The organism is Geodermatophilus sp. SYSU D00710, assembly GCF_054050195.1.
Window position 1 is genome coordinate 69,566 of sequence record NZ_JBJGYX010000012.1, and the last position, 19,478, is coordinate 89,043.

General features: G+C 76.2%; 23 protein-coding genes. 7 read left to right on the forward strand and 16 right to left on the reverse strand.

The window, feature by feature from the left end; all coding sequences use genetic code 11:
* Positions 1 to 40 precede the first annotated feature (40 nt).
* Positions 41 to 976, forward strand: coding sequence for an alpha/beta hydrolase (locus ACI78U_RS07955; protein ID WP_456874751.1), 936 nt, complete (start codon positions 41 to 43; stop codon positions 974 to 976).
* A 173-nt stretch (positions 977 to 1,149) separates the two neighbouring features.
* Here the strand turns inward: ACI78U_RS07955 and ACI78U_RS07960 are convergent, their stop codons facing one another.
* The gene (locus tag ACI78U_RS07960; RefSeq protein WP_456874752.1) at positions 1,150 to 1,635 is read right to left on the reverse strand and encodes a cupin domain-containing protein; all 486 of its coding nucleotides are present in this window, start codon (positions 1,633 to 1,635) and stop codon (positions 1,150 to 1,152) included.
* Positions 1,636 to 1,729: 94 nt separating this feature from the next.
* Between ACI78U_RS07960 and ACI78U_RS07965 the strand changes: the two genes are divergently transcribed.
* The 5 genes from ACI78U_RS07965 to ACI78U_RS07985 all read left to right on the forward strand — a co-directional run bounded on the left by ACI78U_RS07965 (position 1,730) and on the right by ACI78U_RS07985 (position 5,773).
* On the forward strand, positions 1,730 to 2,914 hold the full coding sequence (locus tag ACI78U_RS07965; protein WP_456874753.1) for an MFS transporter: 1,185 nt from the start codon (positions 1,730 to 1,732) through the stop codon (positions 2,912 to 2,914).
* Positions 2,915 to 3,405: 491 nt separating this feature from the next.
* Positions 3,406 to 3,609, forward strand: coding sequence for a cold-shock protein (locus tag ACI78U_RS07970; protein ID WP_456874754.1), 204 nt, complete (start codon positions 3,406 to 3,408; stop codon positions 3,607 to 3,609).
* A 121-nt stretch (positions 3,610 to 3,730) separates the two neighbouring features.
* A complete protein-coding gene (locus ACI78U_RS07975) occupies positions 3,731 to 5,020 on the forward strand; it encodes a D-arabinono-1,4-lactone oxidase (RefSeq protein ID WP_456874755.1) in 1,290 nt (429 codons plus the stop codon).
* Between the two features lie 10 nt (positions 5,021 to 5,030).
* Positions 5,031 to 5,309, forward strand: a complete 279-nt coding sequence (locus ACI78U_RS07980; RefSeq protein WP_456874756.1) for a YciI-like protein — start codon at positions 5,031 to 5,033, stop codon at positions 5,307 to 5,309.
* Positions 5,306 to 5,773 (forward strand): heme-degrading domain-containing protein, encoded by a 468-nt coding sequence (locus ACI78U_RS07985; RefSeq protein WP_456874757.1) that lies wholly within the window; start codon positions 5,306 to 5,308, stop codon positions 5,771 to 5,773. Before ACI78U_RS07980 ends, ACI78U_RS07985 begins: the two co-directional genes overlap by 4 nt.
* 5 nt (positions 5,774 to 5,778) lie before the next feature.
* Here ACI78U_RS07985 and ACI78U_RS07990 read toward each other — a convergent pair whose 3' ends face one another.
* Both ACI78U_RS07990 and ACI78U_RS07995 read right to left on the reverse strand, forming a co-directional pair.
* Positions 5,779 to 7,047, reverse strand: a complete 1,269-nt coding sequence (locus ACI78U_RS07990; protein ID WP_456874758.1) for an RNA polymerase sigma factor — start codon at positions 7,045 to 7,047, stop codon at positions 5,779 to 5,781.
* A 7-nt stretch (positions 7,048 to 7,054) separates the two neighbouring features.
* Entirely contained in the window at positions 7,055 to 7,399 is a 345-nt protein-coding gene (locus tag ACI78U_RS07995) for a YciI family protein (RefSeq protein WP_456874759.1), read from the reverse strand.
* A gap of 307 nt (positions 7,400 to 7,706) precedes the next feature.
* On the opposite strand from ACI78U_RS07995, the gene ACI78U_RS08000 reads away from it, so the two are divergent.
* A complete protein-coding gene (locus ACI78U_RS08000) occupies positions 7,707 to 8,102 on the forward strand; it encodes a WhiB family transcriptional regulator (protein WP_456874760.1) in 396 nt (131 codons plus the stop codon).
* Here the strand turns inward: ACI78U_RS08000 and ACI78U_RS08005 are convergent.
* The 13 genes from ACI78U_RS08005 to ACI78U_RS08065 form a co-directional block, all read right to left on the reverse strand.
* Positions 8,092 to 8,979, reverse strand: a complete 888-nt coding sequence (locus tag ACI78U_RS08005; protein WP_456874761.1) for an alpha/beta fold hydrolase — start codon at positions 8,977 to 8,979, stop codon at positions 8,092 to 8,094. The genes ACI78U_RS08000 and ACI78U_RS08005 overlap by 11 nt on opposite strands.
* Positions 8,976 to 9,917, reverse strand: coding sequence for a DODA-type extradiol aromatic ring-opening family dioxygenase (locus ACI78U_RS08010; RefSeq protein WP_456874762.1), 942 nt, complete (start codon positions 9,915 to 9,917; stop codon positions 8,976 to 8,978). The genes ACI78U_RS08005 and ACI78U_RS08010 overlap by 4 nt, the downstream gene beginning before the upstream one ends.
* Positions 9,914 to 11,299, reverse strand: a complete 1,386-nt coding sequence (locus tag ACI78U_RS08015; protein WP_456874763.1) for a hypothetical protein — start codon at positions 11,297 to 11,299, stop codon at positions 9,914 to 9,916. Before ACI78U_RS08015 ends, ACI78U_RS08010 begins: the two co-directional genes overlap by 4 nt.
* 109 nt (positions 11,300 to 11,408) lie before the next feature.
* Positions 11,409 to 12,338 (reverse strand): alpha/beta fold hydrolase, encoded by a 930-nt coding sequence (locus tag ACI78U_RS08020; protein ID WP_456874764.1) that lies wholly within the window; start codon positions 12,336 to 12,338, stop codon positions 11,409 to 11,411.
* Positions 12,335 to 13,633, reverse strand: a complete 1,299-nt coding sequence (locus ACI78U_RS08025) for a Rieske 2Fe-2S domain-containing protein (RefSeq protein ID WP_456874765.1) — start codon at positions 13,631 to 13,633, stop codon at positions 12,335 to 12,337. Before ACI78U_RS08025 ends, ACI78U_RS08020 begins: the two co-directional genes overlap by 4 nt.
* Positions 13,634 to 13,657: 24 nt before the next feature.
* A complete protein-coding gene (dmpG, locus tag ACI78U_RS08030) occupies positions 13,658 to 14,749 on the reverse strand; it encodes a 4-hydroxy-2-oxovalerate aldolase (protein ID WP_456874766.1) in 1,092 nt (363 codons plus the stop codon).
* Entirely contained in the window at positions 14,746 to 15,648 is a 903-nt protein-coding gene (locus ACI78U_RS08035; RefSeq protein WP_456874767.1) for an acetaldehyde dehydrogenase (acetylating), read from the reverse strand. The genes dmpG and ACI78U_RS08035 overlap by 4 nt, the downstream gene beginning before the upstream one ends.
* Positions 15,645 to 16,466 carry a 2-keto-4-pentenoate hydratase gene (locus ACI78U_RS08040; RefSeq protein WP_456874768.1) on the reverse strand — a complete coding sequence of 274 codons (822 nt, stop codon included), beginning with the start codon at positions 16,464 to 16,466 and terminating at the stop codon, positions 15,645 to 15,647. The genes ACI78U_RS08035 and ACI78U_RS08040 overlap by 4 nt, the downstream gene beginning before the upstream one ends.
* Complete coding sequence (locus ACI78U_RS08045) at positions 16,463 to 16,750, reverse strand: NifU family protein (RefSeq protein WP_456874769.1); 288 nt, start codon at positions 16,748 to 16,750, stop codon at positions 16,463 to 16,465. The genes ACI78U_RS08040 and ACI78U_RS08045 overlap by 4 nt, the downstream gene beginning before the upstream one ends.
* Before the next feature lie 50 nt (positions 16,751 to 16,800).
* Complete coding sequence (locus ACI78U_RS08050) at positions 16,801 to 17,760, reverse strand: quinone oxidoreductase family protein (RefSeq protein WP_456874770.1); 960 nt, start codon at positions 17,758 to 17,760, stop codon at positions 16,801 to 16,803.
* Entirely contained in the window at positions 17,757 to 18,566 is an 810-nt protein-coding gene (locus tag ACI78U_RS08055) for an alpha/beta fold hydrolase (RefSeq protein ID WP_456874771.1), read from the reverse strand. Before ACI78U_RS08055 ends, ACI78U_RS08050 begins: the two co-directional genes overlap by 4 nt.
* Before the next feature lie 14 nt (positions 18,567 to 18,580).
* Positions 18,581 to 19,024, reverse strand: a complete 444-nt coding sequence (locus ACI78U_RS08060) for an ester cyclase (RefSeq protein WP_456874772.1) — start codon at positions 19,022 to 19,024, stop codon at positions 18,581 to 18,583.
* On the reverse strand, positions 19,021 to 19,455 hold the full coding sequence (locus ACI78U_RS08065; protein WP_456874773.1) for an organic hydroperoxide resistance protein: 435 nt from the start codon (positions 19,453 to 19,455) through the stop codon (positions 19,021 to 19,023). Before ACI78U_RS08065 ends, ACI78U_RS08060 begins: the two co-directional genes overlap by 4 nt.
* Positions 19,456 to 19,478 lie beyond the last annotated feature (23 nt).

A 19,478-nucleotide genomic window follows, 5' to 3' on the forward strand; every position in this document is an offset into this window, starting at 1 on the left:
GTCCACCGCCGAGCCGACCCGACCACCGAGGAGGACACCTGTGCCGGTCGACCCGCACCTCGCCGCCCTGCTGGGCATGCTCGAGCAGATGGGCGCGCCCCCCCTCTACGAGGGCACGCCCGAGGCCGGTCGCGCCTACTACCTGTCGCTGACCCGCGACGTCCGCGCGCCCGAGCACGTCGTGCCCGTCCGCAGCACCGAGGACGTCACCGTCCCCGGCGCCGAGGGCGACCTGCGCGCCCGGGTCTACCGCCCCGAGGAGGACGGTCCGCTGCCCACGGTCGTGTTCCTCCACGGCGGCGGCTGGGTGATCGGCGACCTCGACACCCACGACAACATGGTCCGCAACGTCTGCCGCGGGGCGCGGGCCGTGGTCGTCGCCGTCGACTACCGGCTGGCACCCGAGCACCCGTTCCCCGCCGCTGCGGAGGACGCCGTGGCCGCGGCACGGTGGCTGGCCCAGCACCTCGACGAGTTCGGCGGCGACGGGCGCCTGGCGGTGGCCGGCGACAGCGCGGGCGGGAACCTGGCCGCGGTGGTCGCCCAGACGCTGCGCGACGACGGCGTGCCGATGGTCGGCCAGCTGCTCGTCTACCCGGCCGTCGACGCGGAGGGCGAGTACCCGTCGCGCGTGGACAACGCCACGGGGTACTTCCTCGAGAAGGACACGATGGACTGGTTCTACGGCCACTACGCCGGGGCCTGGCAGGACGCGAGGGACGCGCGCCTCTCACCGCTGCACCACGGCGACCTGTCCGGCCTGCCGCCGGCCGTCGTCGTCACCGCGGAGTACGACCCGCTGCGCGACGAGGGCGAGGCCTACGGGAAGGCGCTGGAGGCCGCGGGCGTGCACGCCGACGTGCTCCGCTACGACGGCATGATCCACGGCTTCTTCGACATGGGGACCGTCTCGCCGGCCGCGCAGGCCGCCATCGACGAGAGCTGCGCGCGGTTCGGGGAGCTCATCCGGCGCTGAGGACCGTTGACCACGGCCCCGTCCGTGCAGGTGTGCGGTGCGGGCGGGCCGGGCGCCGTCAGGGCCGAGCGCGCAGTTGCTGCCACCCGACACGGCGTGTCGGGGCGTGTCGTCGACCGCAACCGATCACTCGGAAGACGGCGGACCGCCCCCGCCGCGCCACCCTGCCGCCGTCACACCCAGTAGGTGTCGTGGCGGAGCATGAACTCCGCCCGCTCCTCCGGCGTCATCCGCTCCCCGCGGGCCAGCGTCCGGAAGTACTCCTCCCGCGGTCCGCCCGGCGCGAACAGCAGCAGCATCGAGGCCCGGTCGCCGCCGCGGAAGCCGTGGATCCCGCCCTCGGGGACGTAGAGGAAGTCGCCCTCCCCCGCGGTGGTCCAGGTGCGGCCGTCGTAGATCTCCACCGAGCCCGACAGCACGTAGAACTGTTCGGAGATCGACCGGTGGAAGTGCGGCCCGGGGCCGGAGGCCTCCTCGCCGAAGGTCCAGCGGTAGAGGCCGAAGCGCCCCGCGGTCTGGTCGGCGGTGGCGAGGAACTCGCAGGTCACCCCGGTGGCGGAGACGGTGTCCGGAGGCCGGTCGGCCGGCCGCAGCCAGGCGCTGGCCTCCCCCGTGGTGCCGCGGTAGAGGTCGGGCGGGTAGTGCCGGTGCAGGGACACGGGCGCGCCCTCCTTCCGTCGCCCGCCCATCCTGGCAGCGACCCGGCCGCGGGGCGGAGGTCACCGGGTCGGCGGGGGCGGTAGCGTCCGCCGGGTGCCGGACGCCGCAACGGAGCGGGTCGCGTCGCAGCGGGTCCTGCGGCGACGCCTCGACGCGCTCACCCTCGGGCTGTTCACCGTCGCCCTGGGCACGAACGTCCCCACCCCGCTGCTGCTGGTCTACCGCCGCAGCCTGGGCCTCTCCGACGCCGACCTCACCGCCGTCTTCGGCTGCTACGCCATCGGCCTGATCGCCGCGCTCACCGTGGCCGGCGCGGCGTCGGACCGCTTCGGCCGCCGGGCGCTGGTGCTGCCCTTCGCGGTGCTCGCCGGGCTGGTCTCGCTGCTGTTCGTCCCCGCCGTCGACCACCTGCCGCTGCTCTACGCGGGCCGGCTGCTGCAGGGCGTCGTCTCGGGCGTGGTGTTCTCCGTCGCCAACGCCTGGCTGCAGGAGCTCGCCGGTCCCGACGGGCAGCAGTCGGCGGCCACCCGCGGGGCGGTGTCGACGTCGCTGGGGTTCGCCATCGCCCCGGCGATGAGCGGGTTGCTCGCGCAGTACGGCCCCGCGCCGACGACGCTGCCCTACCTGGTGCACGTCGCCGTCCTCGTCGTCGGCCTCGGGGCGCTGCTGACCGTGCCGGAGACGGTGCTGGTCCGGCGCCCGGGCCGGCTGATGACCCTGGGGCTGCCCCCGGAGGCGCGGCGGCCGTTCTGGGCGGTGCTCGCGCCGACCGCGGTCGGGGTGTTCGCCTTCCCCGCGGTCGCGGCCACCCTGCTGCCGCTGCTGGTGGTCCCCGACGGCGTCGGGGTGGCCTACGCGGGGCTGGTCGGCGGGCTGGCCCTGGGCGCCAGCGCGGTCGCCGCGCGGCTCGGGCGCCGGTTCGAGCGGGGCGCCGCGCCGCTGGGCATGGCGCTGGGCGCGGCCGGCGTCGCCCTGGCGGTGGCGGCCATCGTCACGCGCTCGGAGCCGCTGCTGGTCCCCGCGTCGGTGCTCATGGGCACCTGCGGCGGGCTGTGCCTGACCGCCGGCCTGACCCTCACCGCCCGGCTCGCGCCGCCGCACACCCGCGGGGCGATGAACAGCGCCTTCTACGCCTTCGCCTACGTCGGGTTCGGCGCGCCGCTCCTGATCGCCTGGGTCGGCTCGCTGCTGGGCCCGGTCGCGGCCATGTCGGCGTTCGTGGCGGTGCCGGCCGCGCTCGCCGCCTGGCTGTGGTTCGAGCTGCGCACCCGCCGCTGAGCCGCCCGCCCGGCACCGGGACGGCGACGTCGCCGCCGCGGGCGGGTAGCGTCCCCCTGGACCGGAGGGGGTCCCATCACCACACACCGCGGACGCTGCGCCGACGCCCACCTCGGGTGTCCCTGCCGGGGCGACGCGGCGGTCCACGCCGAGCGGTCCCGCGAGCTCGACGCGGCGCGGGCCCGGTCCGGTGAGCCGGTCGACTGCCCCGAGTGCGGCGAGCCCACCACCCACCTGTCCCTCGTGGCGTGGGGCCACTGCCGCGCCTGCCGCACGGCGCAGTCCCGGCTGGTGGACCCGCTCCGCTGGTGACACCCCCACCCGGCCGGGAGCCGGTACAGTCGCGACCGGTCGCTGTCGTACCTCTGCCTCGTTCCCGGACGTCCGCAGTCGTCTCTGCCTGACGTTCCCTCTCGGTCCTGCCGGTCGGTGCGGCGACCCGGGACCGGCACCTGCCGGGCCCGACACCCCAGCACGGAAGAGAGAACGACATGACCCAGGGCACTGTGAAGTGGTTCAACGCGGAGAAGGGCTTCGGCTTCATCGAGCAGGACGGCGGCGGTCCCGACGTCTTCTGCCACTTCTCGGCGATCAGCGGCACCGGCTACCGGTCGCTGGACGAGGCGCAGCGCGTCGAGTTCGACGTCACCCAGGGCCAGAAGGGCCCGCAGGCGGAGAACGTCCGCGCGGTCTGACCGGCTCCAGCACGACGAGCGGACCCCCACGGCCCCGGGCCGTGGGGGTCCACCCGTCCCGGGGGCGCCCGCCGGTGTTGGATGGACGGCGGGAACGCCGACGAGAGGGCCGCGGACGGACATGCAGCAGCACGCACCGGCCCGTTCCGGCCCGGCGGGGACGAACTGGGCCGGCAACCTGACCTACCGGGCCGCGCGGCTGCACCGGCCCACGTCGGTCGCCGAGGTGCAGGACGTCGTCGCGCGCAGCCGGCGGGTCAAGGCCCTGGGCTCCCGGCACTGCTTCAACGACATCGCCGACACCGACGCCGACCTGGTGTCCCTCGACGGGCTGCCCGCGGACGTCCGGTTCGACCCGCCCGACGGGGACGCCCCGGGCGTGGCCTGGGTCGCCGGCGGCGTCCAGTACGGGCAGCTGCTGCCCGAGCTGGCGCGGCACGGGTACGCCCTGCACAACCTGGCCTCGCTCCCCCACATCACCGTCGCCGGCGCCACCGCCACCGGCACCCATGGCTCGGGCAACCGCAACGGCTCGCTGGCCACGTCCGTCGTCGGCCTCGACCTCGTGCGGTCCGACGCCGAGCTGGTCCGCCTCCGGCCCGGGGACCCCGACCTCCCCGGCGCCGTCGTCCACCTGGGCGCGCTGGGCGTCGTCACCGGGGTCGGGCTGCGCGTGCAACCGACCTTCTCGGTGCGCAACAACGTCTACCTCGGGCTGACGTGGGAGCGGCTGCTGGCCGACCTCGACGCGGTGGCCGACGCCGCCTACAGCGTCAGCGTGTTCACGGACTGGCACGAGATCACCCAGGTGTGGGTGAAGTCGCGCATCGACGAGCTCGAGGTCGCGCCCGAGGAGTTCCTCGGCGCCCGCTCGGCCACCGAGCCGACGCACATGCTCCCCGGCACGCCGGTCGAGAACCTCACCGAGCAGCTCGGCGTCCCCGGTGAGTGGCACGAGCGGCTCCCCCACTTCCGGGTCGGGTTCACCCCCAGCCGGGGCGAGGAGCTGCAGAGCGAGTACTTCGTGCCGCGCCGGCACGCCGGCGCGGCGGTCGAGGCGCTGCGCGCGCTGGCCGCCCGGATCTCGCCGCTGCTGATGGTCAGCGAGATCCGCACCGTCGCCGCCGACGAGCTGTGGCTCAGCCCCGCGTACGGCACCGACGTGCTGGCGCTGCACTTCACCTGGCTGCCCGACGAGGCCGCCGTGCGGGCGCTCCTCCCGGAGATCGAGGAGGCGCTGCGCCCGTTCGACCCCCGTCCGCACTGGGGCAAGCTGTTCACCACCGGCGCCGCGGAGCTCGCGGAGCGCTACCCGCGGCTCGGCGACTTCCGCGCCCTCGTGCGGCGCCTCGACCCGCGCGGCGCGTTCCGCAACGACTTCCTCGACCGGACCGTCGGCGCGCACGTGTGAGAGTGGTCCCGTGCTGGTCCTGGAGTACGAGCTGGTGGACGACTACGTGACCCGGCGGGCGCCGCTGCGCGAGGAGCACCTGGCGCTCGCGCGGGCGGCGCACGACCGCGGTGAGCTGCTGCTGGCCGGGGCGCTGCCCGACCCGTACGACCGGGCGCTGCTGGTGTGGACCGCCGAGCGCGACGTCGTGGAGCGGTTCGCCGAGGCCGACCCGTACGTGGTGCACGGGCTGGTCACCGCCTGGTCGATCCGGCGGTGGGACGTCGTCGTCGGCGGGGGTGCGTCGTGACCGGCTTCCCCACCGTCGCCGAGCTCGCCGCGGAGGAGGACGAGCTGCAGCTCGCCGGGTTCACCAACGACGACGCCTGGGAGCTCGGCTCGGCGCTGGTGGCCGCCGCCCGCCGGGTGGACGCCCCGGTGGCGGTGGAGATCACCCGCAACGGGCACCGGCTGTTCGCCGCCGCTCTCACCGGCGCGACGCCGGACAACGCCGACTGGATCGAGCGCAAGTCCCGGGTGGTGCACCGCTTCGGGCACAGCTCGCTCTACGTCCGGCAGACCTGGGTCGAGCGCGGGACGACGTTCGAGGAGTCCGCGGGCCTGGACCCGCGGCTCTACGCCGCACACGGCGGCGCGGTGCCGCTGCTGGTGCGCGGCGTCGGCTCGGTCGGCGTCGTCGCGGTGTCCGGGCTGCCGCAGCTGGAGGACCACCGGATGGTGGTCGCGGCGCTGCGCGCCCACCTGGGGCGCTGAGCGGGTCAGCCGAGCTCGGCCAGCCGGCCGGCGAGGAAATCCCGCTCGACGGCGTTGGCCGTCAGGTGCAGCGCCTCGGTGTAGGCCAGCCGGGCCTCCTCGACCCGGCCCAGCCGGCGCAGCAGGTCCGCCCGCGCGGCCGGGAAGTAGCCGTAGCCGGCCAGCTGCGGCTCGGTGGCCAGCTCGTCGAGCGCGGCCAGCCCGGCGGCGGGCCCGGAGGCGAAGCCGACAGCGACGGCGCGGTTGAGCGCCACCACCGGTGAGGGCCACACCTGCCCGAGCACCCCGTACAGGGCCACGATCTCGGCCCAGTCGGTGGCGGCCCAGCTCGGCGCCTCGGCGTGGACGGCGGCGATCGCGGCCTGCAGCGCGTACCGCGACGGCGGCCGGCCCCGCAGCGCCTCGCGCACCAGCGCCACGCCCTCGGCGATCGCGGTGGCGTCCCAGCGGGAGCGGTCCTGCTCCTCCAGCAGCAGCAGGCGGCCGTCCGCGCCGGTGCGGGTGTCGCGGCGGGCGTCGATGAGCAGCAGCAGCGCCAGCAGCCCGGCCACCGCGGGGTCCCGGGGCAGCAGGGTGCGCAGCATCCGGCACAGCTGCAGCGCGCGCTCGACGAGGTCGCGGCGCACCAACTCCTCCCCCGCCGGCACGGTGTGCCCGGTGGTGAACAGCAGGTGCACGACCGCGAGGACGGCGTCGACCCGCTCGGGCAGCTCCGCCGGCGGGGGCACCCGGTACGGGATGCGCGCGACGGCGATCTTCTTCTTGGCGCGGGTGAGGCGGGCGGCCATGGTCGGCTCGCTCACCAGGAACGCGCGGGCCACCTCCGCGGTGGTCAGCCCGCACAGCAGCCGCAGGGTGAGCGCCACCTGCGCGGCGCGGTCCAGCGCCGGGTGGCAGCAGGTGACCACCAGCCGCAGCCGGTCGTCGGGGTAGCCGTGGGTGCCGTCCTCGCCGGCGCCGTCGCGCGGGTCGGGGGCGACGTCGTCCTCCACCAGCAGCGGGAGGTGGCGGCGCACCACGCCCTGGTGGCGCAGGACGTTGAGCGCCCGCCGGCGGGCCACCGTGGTCAGCCAGGCGCCGGGCCGGGCCGGGACGCCGGTGTCGCGCCACTCGGTGAGGGCCGTGGCGAAGGCCTCCTGCACGCACTCCTCCGCGAGGTCGATGTCGCGGGTGACGCGCACCGTCGCGGCGAGCACGAAGGCCCACTCGCGACGGTGCGCGTCGGCGACCGCGGCGGCGACGGCGGAGGCGTCGGGCCCGGGGTCGGCGGTCACGGTGCGCTCAGTCGAACACCATGACCGGGCGGACCTCGACCCCGCCGAAGCGCGCCGGCACGGTCCGCCCGACGGCCAGGGCGGTGTCGAGGTCGGGCGCCTCGACCAGGTAGTAGCCGCCGAGCGCCTCCTTGGTCTCCACGAAGGGGCCGTCGGTGACCTCGCTACCGCCGCGCACGCTGGTCGCCGTCGTCGTCGGCTGCAGGGCCGACCCGCCGAGCACCTTCGCGCCGAGGCCGTCGACGCCGGCGGCGAACCGGTTGTGCTCCTCGAGGATCTCGCCCCACACCTCCGGCGCCGCCGTCGCGTAGGACGCCTCGTCCTCGTAGATCAGGATCAGGTACTGCGCCATCTGGCCCTCCCGGGTCCCGGGGGCCCGCTGGTCGGGCCCTCCACCCCTACGACACGCAGCACCGCACCAGATCGACAGGTCGCGCGGAAGATCTCGGAACGCCTCCGCCAGCGCACGGGGAGCGGCGATGCCAGCGACACGCCGCTGCCCCGGGTCGAGGGCACGATGCGCCAAGTGGACGGGCCGGTTTCGCTCAGTTCCTGCCAGTGCGCCCGCAGTCGCCCGCTGCGTAACGTCACGGACAGCAGTCAAGGCGTACCCGTCCGTCACAGGGCGCCACGCCCCACCCCGATCCGAGGAGCTTCCCGTGCACTCCTTCTCGCGCCCCGCCCCGAGCGCCCACCTCAGCCTCGTCTCCCGCTACGACGCCGTCGCGGAGTACGACGCCGTCGCCGCGTACGAGCCGGCCTACGACGCCGCCGCGGAGCAGGCGCCCACCACGTTCTGGAGCGACCTCACCGAGGGCGGGGAGGCCGCCTGGCGCCTGGACGCGCTGTGCGCCGAGACCGACCCGGAGGCCTTCTTCCCGGAGAAGGGCGGCTCGACCCGCGAGGCCAAGCGGGTCTGCATGGGCTGCTCGGTGCGCACGGAGTGCCTGGAGTTCGCCCTCGCCAACGACGAGCGCTTCGGCATCTGGGGCGGCCTGTCCGAGCGCGAGCGGCGCCGGGTGCGCCTGGAGCGCCGCGAGCGGCTCAGCGCCTGAGTGCCTTCGTAGCGCTGACGGCACCTCTCCCGGCCAGGAAGCGCAGGCTGAGCGCGTTGTACTCGGCCGCGTGCTCGTGCTGCGGCCAGTGCCCGCACTCCGGGTAGAGCACGAGCTCGGCGCCGTCGATCGCGGCGGCCAGCGCCCGGGCCTCGGGCACGTCGCCGAAGGGGTTCTCGTGGCCCCACACCACCACGGTCGGCGCCTGGATGCGGGCCAGCCGGTCGGGGGTCAGCAGGTTGCGCCGGCGCACCGCCATCTCCTGCAGCGCGAGCAGGTGGTCGATGTTGGCCACGAACTCCGGCCGGTGGTAGACCGCGTGCCGCACCTGCACGAGCTCGTCGGAGACGTCGGCCGGGTCGTGCACCAGCAGCAGCAGCCGACGGCGGGTCAGCTCGACGTCGTCGGAGAGCACCGCCTGGCGGGTGGAGGTGCGGATGCGCTCCATCACCGCCGGGTCGGCCTTGGTGCCGCCGGCGGCGAGCAGCTGCAGGGTGGCCACCCGGTCGGGCTGCTCGCTCGCCAGCCAGGCCGCCACCCAGCCGCCGAGGGACTCGCCGACCAGGTGAGCCCGGTCGATGCCCTGGGCGTCGAGGTAGCCGACGAGGTGCTCGACGTAGTGCGGGATCTCCTGCGGCACCCCGCGGTTGCCGGTGTACCCGTGCCCCAGCATGTCGATCGCGTGCACCCGGTAGCCGGCGTGCGCGTGCGCGGGCACGTTGCGCACGAACGCCTCGAGGTGGCCGCTGGTGCCGTGCAGCATGACCACCGGCTCGCCGTCGGCCGGCCCGGCCAGCAGCGCGCGGGTGGGCACCCCGCCGGCGTCGACGGTGGCCAGGCAGAAGTCGGTGCCGGCGAGGTCGGTCCAGAACGTCACGCCGCCACCTCCGGCTCGAGCAGGGCGACGCCCATGCCGGTCAGCCACTCCGGCATCGGCTCGTAGGCCAGCACCCGCCCGCGGCCGCCGCCGGCCGCGCCCGCGGCGACCAGCCAGGTCCGCAGCTCCTGCGCGCCGTTGCCGGCGGCCTTCTCGACCTCCTCGGCGGTCATCGTGGCGTACGCGGCCAGGTCGCCGCGCACGAACGCGTCGAGGAACTCCCGGTCGAACCCCGGCTCGATCGACGGCTGGGCGGCGCGGATGATCTCCCGTCGGCGGGGGTCGTACTCCTGCCAGTGGCCGCGGCCCTCGAGCCAGGCCTCGACGAGGAACTCCTCGTCGGCGCCCTCCGGGGCGTACCACTTCGGGAAGGGCAGCCGGTGCGAGAGCCCGCCGGAGGCGACCACCACCACGCGGCGGTCCTGCCCGTCGGTCTCGACGCCGCGGCGGACGGCGGCGCCGAGGTCCAGGCAACGCCGCATCAGCGGCAGCGGCGGGGCGAAGACGTTGACCACCAGCGGCAGGACCGGCACGTCGACGCCGTCGAGCAGGTACTGGATCGCGTGGCTCTGGCCGTGGTCGATCTGCAGCCGCGCCGAGAGCGCGACGTCGAAGCCCTGGTCGGTGACCGCGCCGAGCAGCCCCCGGGCCCAGTCGGGGTCGACCCGCTGGGGTCCCGACGGCGTCCCGGACTCCCCGCTGGCCACCACCTCGCCGACGCCCAGGGTGAACGGCGGGACGAGGTCGAGCCAGAAGCCGCGGAAGTGGTTGCTGCCGGCGATCACGACGACGTCGGGCCGGGCGGCGGCGACCGCGTCGCGCGCCTCGCGCAGCGCGTCGCGGAACCGCTCGGCGCGGTCGACGTGCTCCACGGCGTCCCAGTGGGTGTTCATCAGGGTCGAGTGCGACGCCCCGACGCCCAGCACGATGCGGCTCACGGCCGGTCTCCCGTCTCCTCGAAGGTGCGCGTGCAGGTGTCGACGGCGACCCGGACCAGCAGCCGGGTGAGCCGCTCCATGTCCCGGACGTCGACGGTGTTCATCCCGCGAGCGAAGTCGACCTCGAACGGCGCGGGCTCGACGGCGCCGACCTTGGGCATGCCGATGCGCACGGTCGGGATGCCGCGGTTGCGCAGGATGTTGGCGTCGGTGGCGCCGCTCAGCCCGGCCGGGACCTCGTGCGGCCGCCCCTCCGCGGCCTCCCAGGCGGCCATCGTGCTGCGCACCACCCAGGCGTCCTCCGGGGTGGCGCTGCCGGGGATGGCGAGCACGGTCTCGACGGCGGCGTCCAGGCCGGGGTGGCGGTCGGCGATCGCGGTCACCGCGGCGCGGAACTCCCGGGCCAGGGACGCGGGGCTGCGGCCGGGGGCGAGGCGGACGTCGCAGCGGATGCGCACCCGGCCCGGCGTGGCCGCGGCCAGCCGCGGCCAGCCGCCCTCGATGGAGGAGACCACCCCCTGCGGGCTGACCACCGCGTCGGTGTGCGCCGCGGCGTAGCGCTCGAACCACGCCTCCAGCCCGTGCACGACGGTGGCCGCCTGCGCGACGGCGTTGACGTAGGGCAGCCGGTGCCGGCTGCCGACGTAGGTGTGCGTGCCGCCGACCCAGACGTCGAACCACACCAGGCCGACCTCGGCGGCCGAGGCGCCCCAGCCCGGCTTGGCGATGACCGCGGCGTCGGTCCACACGCCCTGCTCGAGCAGGAAGGACGCCCCGACGCCCTGACCGGTGTTGGCGCGGTCGCGGCCGGGCAGCGGGCGGGCGTTGGCCGGCATGCCCCCGGCGCCGAAGGCCGCGACCAGGTCGCCGCGCAGCGGCACGCCGGCCGCGGCGACCGCCTCGGCCGCGGCCAGGACGCAGGCCGCGTGGCCCTTGGGGTTGGACGCGCCCAGGCCGGTGACGTAGGGCCCGTCGACGGTGGCCCCGGGGCGCATGTCGGTGCGCAGCTGCGGCCCGATCCAGGGCAGGTCCTCGTCCTCGGTGCCGGCGGTGAAGGTGTCGACCGGCGCGTAGAGCATCAGGCTCGGCCCGCTGCCGGTCCCGGCCAGCCGTCCCCAGGCGTTGGCCTGCCGGTCGTCGAGCGGCTGCAGCCGGCCGTCGAGCCCGGCCCCGCGCAGCCGGGCGGCCAGCTCCTCGGCCAGCGGCCGCTCCTCCCCCGTCGGGCTGGGCACCGAGGTGACCAGGACGGCGAGCTCGCGCAGCCGCCGCTGGTCGACGTGCGCCCACGCGCGGGCCACCAGGTCCCGCTGGCGCGCGGGCAGGCCGGCCAGCCCGTCCCGTCCGAGGTCGGCCGGGCCGGCCGGGTGCACGCCAGCGGTCAACGGCCGACCCGGACCACGCGGGTGTCGACCCGTCGCCGCAGCGCGTACCGGTTGCGCGCCGCGAGCGCGACCAGACCGGCCGCGCCGGCCACCCCGAGCAGCGCCGTCCTCATCCCCGCTCCTCCCCGGCCCGCCCGCGGGTGCGGTCGAGCCAGCCGTTGACGACCGCGGCGTACTCCCGCGGCCGCTCCTCCTGCAGGTGGTGCGAGGCGTGGTCCATGACGAACAGCGAGCCCCGCGGCGTCATCCGCGCCAGCATCAGCGGGTAGTCGGGCGTGAGGAACGCGTCGTGCATCCCCCACAGGTAGAGCACCGGCACCCGCAGGCCCTGCAGGTCGGCGGTGAGGTCCTGGAACGTGCCGCGGTGCTCGTCGGACTCGCCGAGCCGGCGCTCCCCGGCGTCGAGGCTCTGCTCGTACCGCAGGGTGACCGTCTCCTCGGGGACGGCGTCGGGGTCGTACCACTCCAGCCGGGCGATGAGGTCGCGCATCTTCTGCGGGGTCGGGCCCTCGCCGCCGTAGTACGCGTCACGGGCGTTGCGGCCGCGCCGTGAGCGCTCGGGCAGCGGCGCCAGCGGCCCGTAGAGCACCGGCATCGACCCGGTGATGACCAGTGAGCCCACCCGCTCGGGGTGCAGCGCGGCCAGCCGCAGCGCCGCCGTCCCGCCCCAGGAGTTGCAGACGACGTCGGGGGCCCCGAGGTCGAGCGCGTCGAGGAGGGCGAGCAGGTTGCGCGCGTGGAAGTCCCACACGCCCTCGGCGATGTCGGGCTTGTCGCTGGCGCCGTACTGCAGGAGATCGGGCACCACGCAGCGGCGGTGCGGGGCCAGGTGCGGCACGGCCGGGCCGAAGTCGCTCCAGCCGGTGCAGCCCGGCCCGCCGCCGTGCAGCAGCACGGTGTCCGGTCCGGAGCCGGCCTCCCACACGGAGTAGGCGTGCTCGCCGTTGTGCACCAGCCGGCCGGGCGGCCGCGCCGGCCGGGTGAGCACCTCCCCGGTGTCGACGGCGGCCAGGTCGCGCTCGGCGAGGTACGGGCTCACGAGGCCCCCTGCACGTGCGAGGGCCGGCCGCTGCCCGCGGCCACCGGCGCGTCCGGGGAGCCCTCCGCCGGGGCGCGGGCGGTGCCGTTCGGGCCGACGACGGTCGACTGCTCGACCAGCTTGCGCCACTCGGTGAGCGACACGTCGGGCCGGTAGAGCCGCTCCGGCGGGGCGTCGGTGGCCTCCACCATCCGCGCGTCCTGGCCGGAGAACTGGCCGTGGAAGAGCCAGCGGACCGCGCCGAGGTACTTGACGGCGAACCGCAGCCCGTCCGCGCGGGTGCCGAAGTCGACCATCACCCCGACGTAGCGGTGGGAGTCGGCGTCGACCGGGACGTAGAACTCGTAGTGGATGAACTTGGGGTAGGCGATGCGCAGCACGCCGGGCATGCCGACCGAGGCGAAGCCCGGGAAGTCCTGCTCCTCGATGACCGGGTTCGCCTTCTTCGACCCGCCGGTGTTGCCCAGTCGGAAGTCCTTGAAGTCCGGCCGCGGCGGCTTCTTCTTCCACCAGCGGTAGTTGGTCCAGGTGCCGTAGCCGGGGAACTCCGCCTCCCAGTGCACCTCGTCCTGCACCCGGTACAGCCACCGCCCGCGGGGGACGATGCGGGTGACGTTCCAGGTGGGCATGGTCTTGAACGTGCGCCACACCGAGGTGCGGTGCAGGTACTTGGCGTGCCCCTCGTCGAAGCCGTTCTCGCAGGCGAAGCGCCAGTTGCCGGCCCGCTCGTCGATGCGGATGCCGGCGGTGAGCTCGTTGCCCCGCCACTCCTCGGGCAGCTGGTCGTCGATCGGCGGGGGCTCCTCGCCGTCGCCGACGTAGACCCACACCAGGCCCAGGCGGACCTCGACCGGGTAGGTGCGGACGAACACCTTGCCGCAGAGCGGCGAGTCCGGGCCGTCGGTGATGACGGCGGCCAGCCGGCCGTCGCGGGTGTCGAAGGTCCAGCCGTGGTAGGCGCAGGACAGCGTGTTCGGGAACTCCCGCCTGCCCATCGACAGCGGGATGCCGCGGTGCGGGCAGCGGTCGTGCAGCGCGCGGACCTCGTCGCCCTCGCGGACCAGGGCCACCTTCTCGCCGCACACGGTGACCGCGACGGGGTCGGGGCCGACCTGGTCGGCGAACACGACCGGGTACCAGTAGCCGCGGAAGCCGGTCGCGGCCGCGTCGTACTTCGGCCAGGTCGACCAGTCCTGCCGGCCGGTCGAGTACCGGCGGTCGGGTCGCGGGGACGCCGGCCCCCCGGCCGCCGTCGCCCGCGCCCCTCCTCTTCCGGTGTCGGTCCCTGCGGCCATGGGCTGCCTCCTCGGTGGGTGTGCTCACGCCAGCTGCCGGGCGCGGTCCTCGCGCGCCGCGGCGAGCTCGAGCGCGATGCCGACGATCTGGTCCTCCTGGCCGCCCACGAGCTGCCGCTCGCCGCAGCGCAGCAGCACCTCGGCCGGGTCGACGCCGTAGCGCGCGGCCGCGGCGGCGGCGTGCTTCATGAAGGAGGAGTAGACGCCGGCGTAGCCCATGGCCAGGGACAGCCGGTCGACCACCGACTCGGTCTCCATGGCCGGGCGGACGACGTCCTCGGCGACGCTCATCATCGAGAAGGCGTCGATGCCGGTGGTCAGCCCGATGCGGTCGCAGACGGCGACCAGCGCCTCGGTCGGGGTGTTGCCCGCCCCGGCGCCCATGCCGCGCGTGCACCCGTCGACCTGGCCGGCGCCGGCCCGGAACGCGAAGACGGTGTTGGCCACGGCGAGCGAGAGGTTCTGGTGGCCGTGGAAGCCGACCTGCGCCTCGTCGCCCACCTCGGCGACGAGCGCGGCCACCCGGTCGGTGACGTCGTCCAGGACGAGCGCGCCGGCCGAGTCGGTCACGTAGACGCACTGGCAGCCGGCGTCGACCATGACCCGCCCCTGCTCCGCCAGCTCCTCGGGGCCGATCCGGTGGGCCAGCATGAGGAAGCCGACGGTCTCCAGCCCCGCGTCGCGGGCCACCTGGAAGTGCTGGGCGGCGACGTCGGCCTCGGTGCAGTGGGTGGCCACCCGCATCACCGAGCCGCCGGCGTCGGCGAACCAGCGGATGTCGTCGACGGTGCCGACGCCCGGCAGCAGCAGCGCGGCCACCTTGGCGCGGGTCACCGTCGCGACGGCGACGTCGATGAGCTCCCGCTCGTCGACCAGGCTCGGCCCGTAGGCGTACGACGAGCCGCCCAGCCCGTCGCCGTGGCTGACCTCGATCACCGGCACACCGGAGGCGTCGAGGCCGGCGACGATGTCGCGGACCTCCTCGCGGGTGAACCGGTGGGCCTTGGCGTGGCTGCCGTCGCGCAGCGTGGAGTCGGTGATCCGGACGTCGAGGCCGTCCCCGTGCGGACGGGGCAGCGGCTCGCGGATCCCGATCCGCGGGAGGCCTCCGGTCACCGTGCCGCTCCCGCGGGGACGGCCGGCCGCTGGGCCAGCACGTCGCCGACCCGCGCCGCGGCCGCGGTCATGATGTCCAGGTTGCCCGCGAAGGACGGCAGGTGGTCACCGGCGCCCTCGACCTCCAGGTAGACGCTGACCCGGGCCCCGTGCCGGTCCTCGACGAACTGCGGCGGGCTGGTCATCCGGTACCCGGGCACGTACCGGGCGACGTCGGCGACCATGCCGGTGACCGACGCGGTGACGGCGGCGCGGTCGGCGCCGGGATCGATGCGGCAGGTGACGGTGTCGCGCATGAGCATCGGCGGCTCGGCCGGGTTGAGCACGATGATCGCCTTGCCGCGCCCGGCGCCGCCGACCACCTCGAGGGCGCGGGCGGTGACCCGGGTGAACTCGTCGATGTTGGCCCGCGTGCCCGGCCCGGCCGAGCGCGACGCGATGGAGGCGACGATCTCGGCGTAGGCCACCGGCGTCACGCGGCTGACCGCGGCGACGACGGGCACGGTCGCCTGGCCGCCGCAGGTGACCATGTTGAGGTTGGGTGCGTCGAGGTGCTCGTCGAGGTTGACCGGCGGCACCACGTAGGGCCCGCGTGCGGCCGGGGTGAGGTCGACCGCGCGGATCCCGGCCTCGGCGTAGCGGCGGTGGTTGCGCACGTGCACCTGCGCCGAGGTGGCCTCGAAGACGATCTCCGGCAGCTCCGGCCGGGCCAGCAGCCAGTCGACCCCCTCGGCGGAGGTCTCCAGCCCGGCCGCGGCGGCGCGGGCCAGCCCCTCGCTGGCCGGGTCGATGCCGACCATCCACCGCGGCTCGAGCCGGTCGCTGCGCAGCAGCTTGACCAGCAGGTCGGTGCCGATGTTGCCGGAGCCGACGACGGCCACCGGGACCCTCCCGCTCACGCGTCCTCCCGGGAGAAGTCGACCGCGACCTCGCCGAGGCCGCCCACGGTGGCGGTGACCCGGGTGCCGGGCCGGACGTCGACCGCGCGGGTGCACGAGCCCGACAGCACGACCGCGCCGGCCTCCAGCGCCGCGCCGTGCCCGGCGAGCGCCTCGGCGAGCCAGGCGACCGCGGTCGCGGGGTGGCCGAGCACCGCGGCGCTGCTGCCGTGCTCGACGACCTCACCGTCGACGGCCAGGGCGACGTCCAGGGCGGCGAGGTCCCCGGCCGCAGTGGTCGGCGTCCACGGGCCGACGACGAAGGCGGCCGAGGAGGCGTTGTCGGCGACGGTGTCCCACCAGGTGATCCGCCAGTCGGCGACCCGGCTGTCGATGATCTCCAGCGCCGGGGCGACGGCGTCGGTGGCGGCGAGCACGTCGTCGACGCCGAGCCCGGGTCCGGCCAGCCGGGCGCCGAGCCGGAACGCCACCTCGGGCTCGATCCGCGGCTGGCACCACCGGGCCGGTGAGGTGCTGCCGCCGTCGGGGACGAGCATGTCGTCGAGCAGCGCGCCGTAGTCGGGCTCGTCGACGCCGAGCATCTGCTGCATCGCCGCCGAGGTGAGGCCGATCTTGTGGCCGAGCAGCCGCGCCCCGGCCGCGCGGCGACGGCCGATGCCGACCGCGGCGACGGCGTAGGCGTCCTCCGGGGCCAGGCCCGGGTGCACGGTGGACGGCGGCGGCACCGGGGTGCGGGTGGCCGCGGCGGTGGCGAGCTCGTCGGCGATCCGCTCCAGCAGTGCGCGGTCGGCGCGCGCGCCGGCCGGGACGGCGGTCACGCCGGTCCCCCGCGGAGGAAGGTGCGCAGCCGGGCGTCGGCCTCGTCGCTGACCCGCGCCCCGGTCGCGGTCACCGAGGTGACGCCGGGGACGGCCAGCAGCCGGGGGCGGACGGTGTGCTCCAGGCACAGCGCCTGCGAGGGGCAGCCGCTGCACGTGCCGCCGAACCGGACCTCGACCGCGCCGGCGGCGTCGGTGCCGGCCACCGCGACCGACCCGCCGTGGCTGCGGAAGAGCGCGGTGACCCGCCTCGCCGCGGCGTGCACCCGTTCCTGGTCGTCCACCGGACCCCCTCCCCGCGCATGGCGGATGTGAGACGGTCGTCACGATAGCGCTACAGGAGCGCGGGCGACAGGGTCGATCCGGATCGGCCGTCCGGCACCAGGACGGCGCGGCCGTCGACCCGCCCGGCGCCCAGGTCGGCCCAGGCGGCCGCGGCGTCGGCGAGGTCGTAGCGGGTGACGGCCAGGTGCAGCTCTCCCGCGGTCAGCCGGGCGAGCAGGTCGCCGGCGCGGGCGAACGCCTCGGGCGCGCGCCGGATCATGTTCAGCGGCAGCAGCGCCACGTCGGCGCGCATCAGCGCCGGCAGGTCCAGCTCCACGGTGGTGCCGGCCGTGTACCCCACCAGCACCGCCCGCCCGCCGGGCCGCACCGCGGACAGCCGGCCGGCCAGGCCGGGGCCGCCGACGGTGTCGACGAGCAGGTCGGCGCCGACCGGGCCGGGCTCCCCGACGACCACCTCCGCGCCGTCCGGCACCCCGGCCGCGCGGGCCCGCGTGCGCACGCAGGCGACCACCTCGGCGCCGGCGGCCAGCGCGAGCTGCACGGTGAGCGAGCCGACCGCGCCCGCGGCGCCGGTGACCAGCACCCGCTCGCCGGCCTGCAGCCGGCCGAGGTCGCCCAGCGCGGTCGCGGCCGAGGTGGCCGGCGAGAAGAAGCAGGCGGCCAGCAGCGGGTCGGCGCCGTCGGGGGCGGTGTGCACGGCGGCGTCCGGGACGACGGCGAGCTCGGCGGCCACGCCGTCGCGGGTCACCCCCACCCCCGCACCGCGCACCCAGACGAGCGCGCCGGGCGGGTGGGCGCCGGAGCTCACCACCCAGCCGGCCCCGTCGGTGCAGGGCACGTAGGGCAGCGGCGGGGTGCCGCCCAGGCTCCCGGCGGCGATGCTGCGGTCGACGTGCGCAAGGCAGGCGCCGGCCATCCGCAGCAGGGTCTCCCCCGGGCCGGGGACGGGCGCGGGCACCCCCTCGAGCTGCGGCGTCCCGCCCACCGCGGAGACCCGCAGCGCCCTCACGGGAGCCCCGCCGCGAACCGCACGACGGCGGCCGCGTACTCCTCCGGGCACTGGTCGGGCAGCGGCACGGTGCCGCCGGGGACCTCGACCACCACGGGCCGGGGCCGCCCGGCCGCGGGCAGCGCCTCGGCCATCCGGGCGGTGTTCGGCGCGCCGAACGGGTCCTCGGGCGCGGCCACCAGGAGCACCGCCGCGGTGAGGGCGGGCAGCCGGTCCTCCATGGCGTAGCGGCGCACCAGCGCGTGCCCCTCGTGCGCCAGCTCCCCGGCGGTGAGCGCGTCGCGGACGAAGCGCTCGAGCAGGTCACGGCGGCCCGGCGGGTAGAACGGCGCCCGGCCCCGCCACAGCGCCAGCAGGTGCGCGCCGTCGTCGGCGGGCTCGACGTCGTCGACGCCGTGCGGGGGCCGGCCGCGGAAGGCGGCGTCGACCAGCGGGGTGCTCGACAGCACCAGGCCGGCCACCTGCCGCGGCCGGGTGGCGGCCAGCTCGACGGCGAGCACGCCGCCGGTGTGGTGGCCGGCGAGCACCGCCGGGCCGAGCCCCGCGACCGCGTCGCCGACCGCCGCGGCGAGGGTCTCGACCGACGGCGCGGGCAGCGGGTCGCTGGCCCCGAAGCCGGGGGTGTCGACGGCGACCGCGCGCAGCCCCGCGGCGGCGAGCAGCGGCAGCACGTCGCGGTACTCGTCGACCGACCGCGGGGTCTGGTGCAGCAGCACCACCGGGCGGCCGCCGTCCGGCCCCGCCTCGGCGAGGTGGACCTGGCCGTGCGGCAGGTCGACGTAGCGCCGCCGGACCCGGACGGACACGGCGGTCCCGGCGGTCAGCGCGGCCCCCCGGGCAGGCCGAGGTCGGCCCACATGGCCGCCATGTCCTCGACGTGCCAGATCTCGGCGATCCGCCCGTCACGGATGCGGGCGAGGTCGAAGCCGCGGAACTCGACCCGCCGCCCGGTCGCCGGCACGCCGTCGAGGTCGCCCGTGTGCGTGCCCCGGAAGACCCAGTGGTCCATCGCCAGGTCGCCGTCGGCCAGGGTGAACAGCAGCTCCATCTCCTGGTCGGGGAAGGCGCGGTGGAACACCTCGAGCACGTCGCGCAGGCCGTCGTGGCCGGGACGCTGGCCGGGTACCGGGTTGTGGTCGACGACGTCGGTGGCGTACAGCTCGGGGATCAGCGCGGCGTCGCCCGGCGCGAAGAGCTCCTGGATGTTGCGCCGCATGATCTCCCGGCCCGCGGCCAGGGCCTCGGCCGGCGCGGTGGCGGTCATCCCACGACCCGCACGTCGACGTCGACGTTGCCGCGGGTGGCGTTGCTGTAGGGGCAGACCGCGTGCGCGGCCTCCACCACGCGGCGGGCGGCGTCGGGGTCGGCTCCCGGGATCTGGACCTCCAGGACCACCGCGAGACCGAAGGCGCCGCCCTCGACCGGGCCGAGGTGCACCTGCGAGCGCACCGTGCTGCCGCTGACGTCGACCCGCTCCCGCCGGGCGGCCACGCCCAGCGCGCTCTGGAAGCAGGCCGCGTAGCCGACCGCGAACAGCTGCTCGGGGTTGGTGCCACCGCCCGGACCGCCCAGCGACTCCGGCACCCGCAGGTCGACCTCGAGCTCGCCGTCGTGGGTGCGGCCCTTGCCCTCCTCCCGGCCGCCGCTGACCTCGGCGTGGGCGGTGTACAGGGTGCGCTGCAGCGGGGTGGGCATGCGGTCCTCCGGTCCAGGTTGAC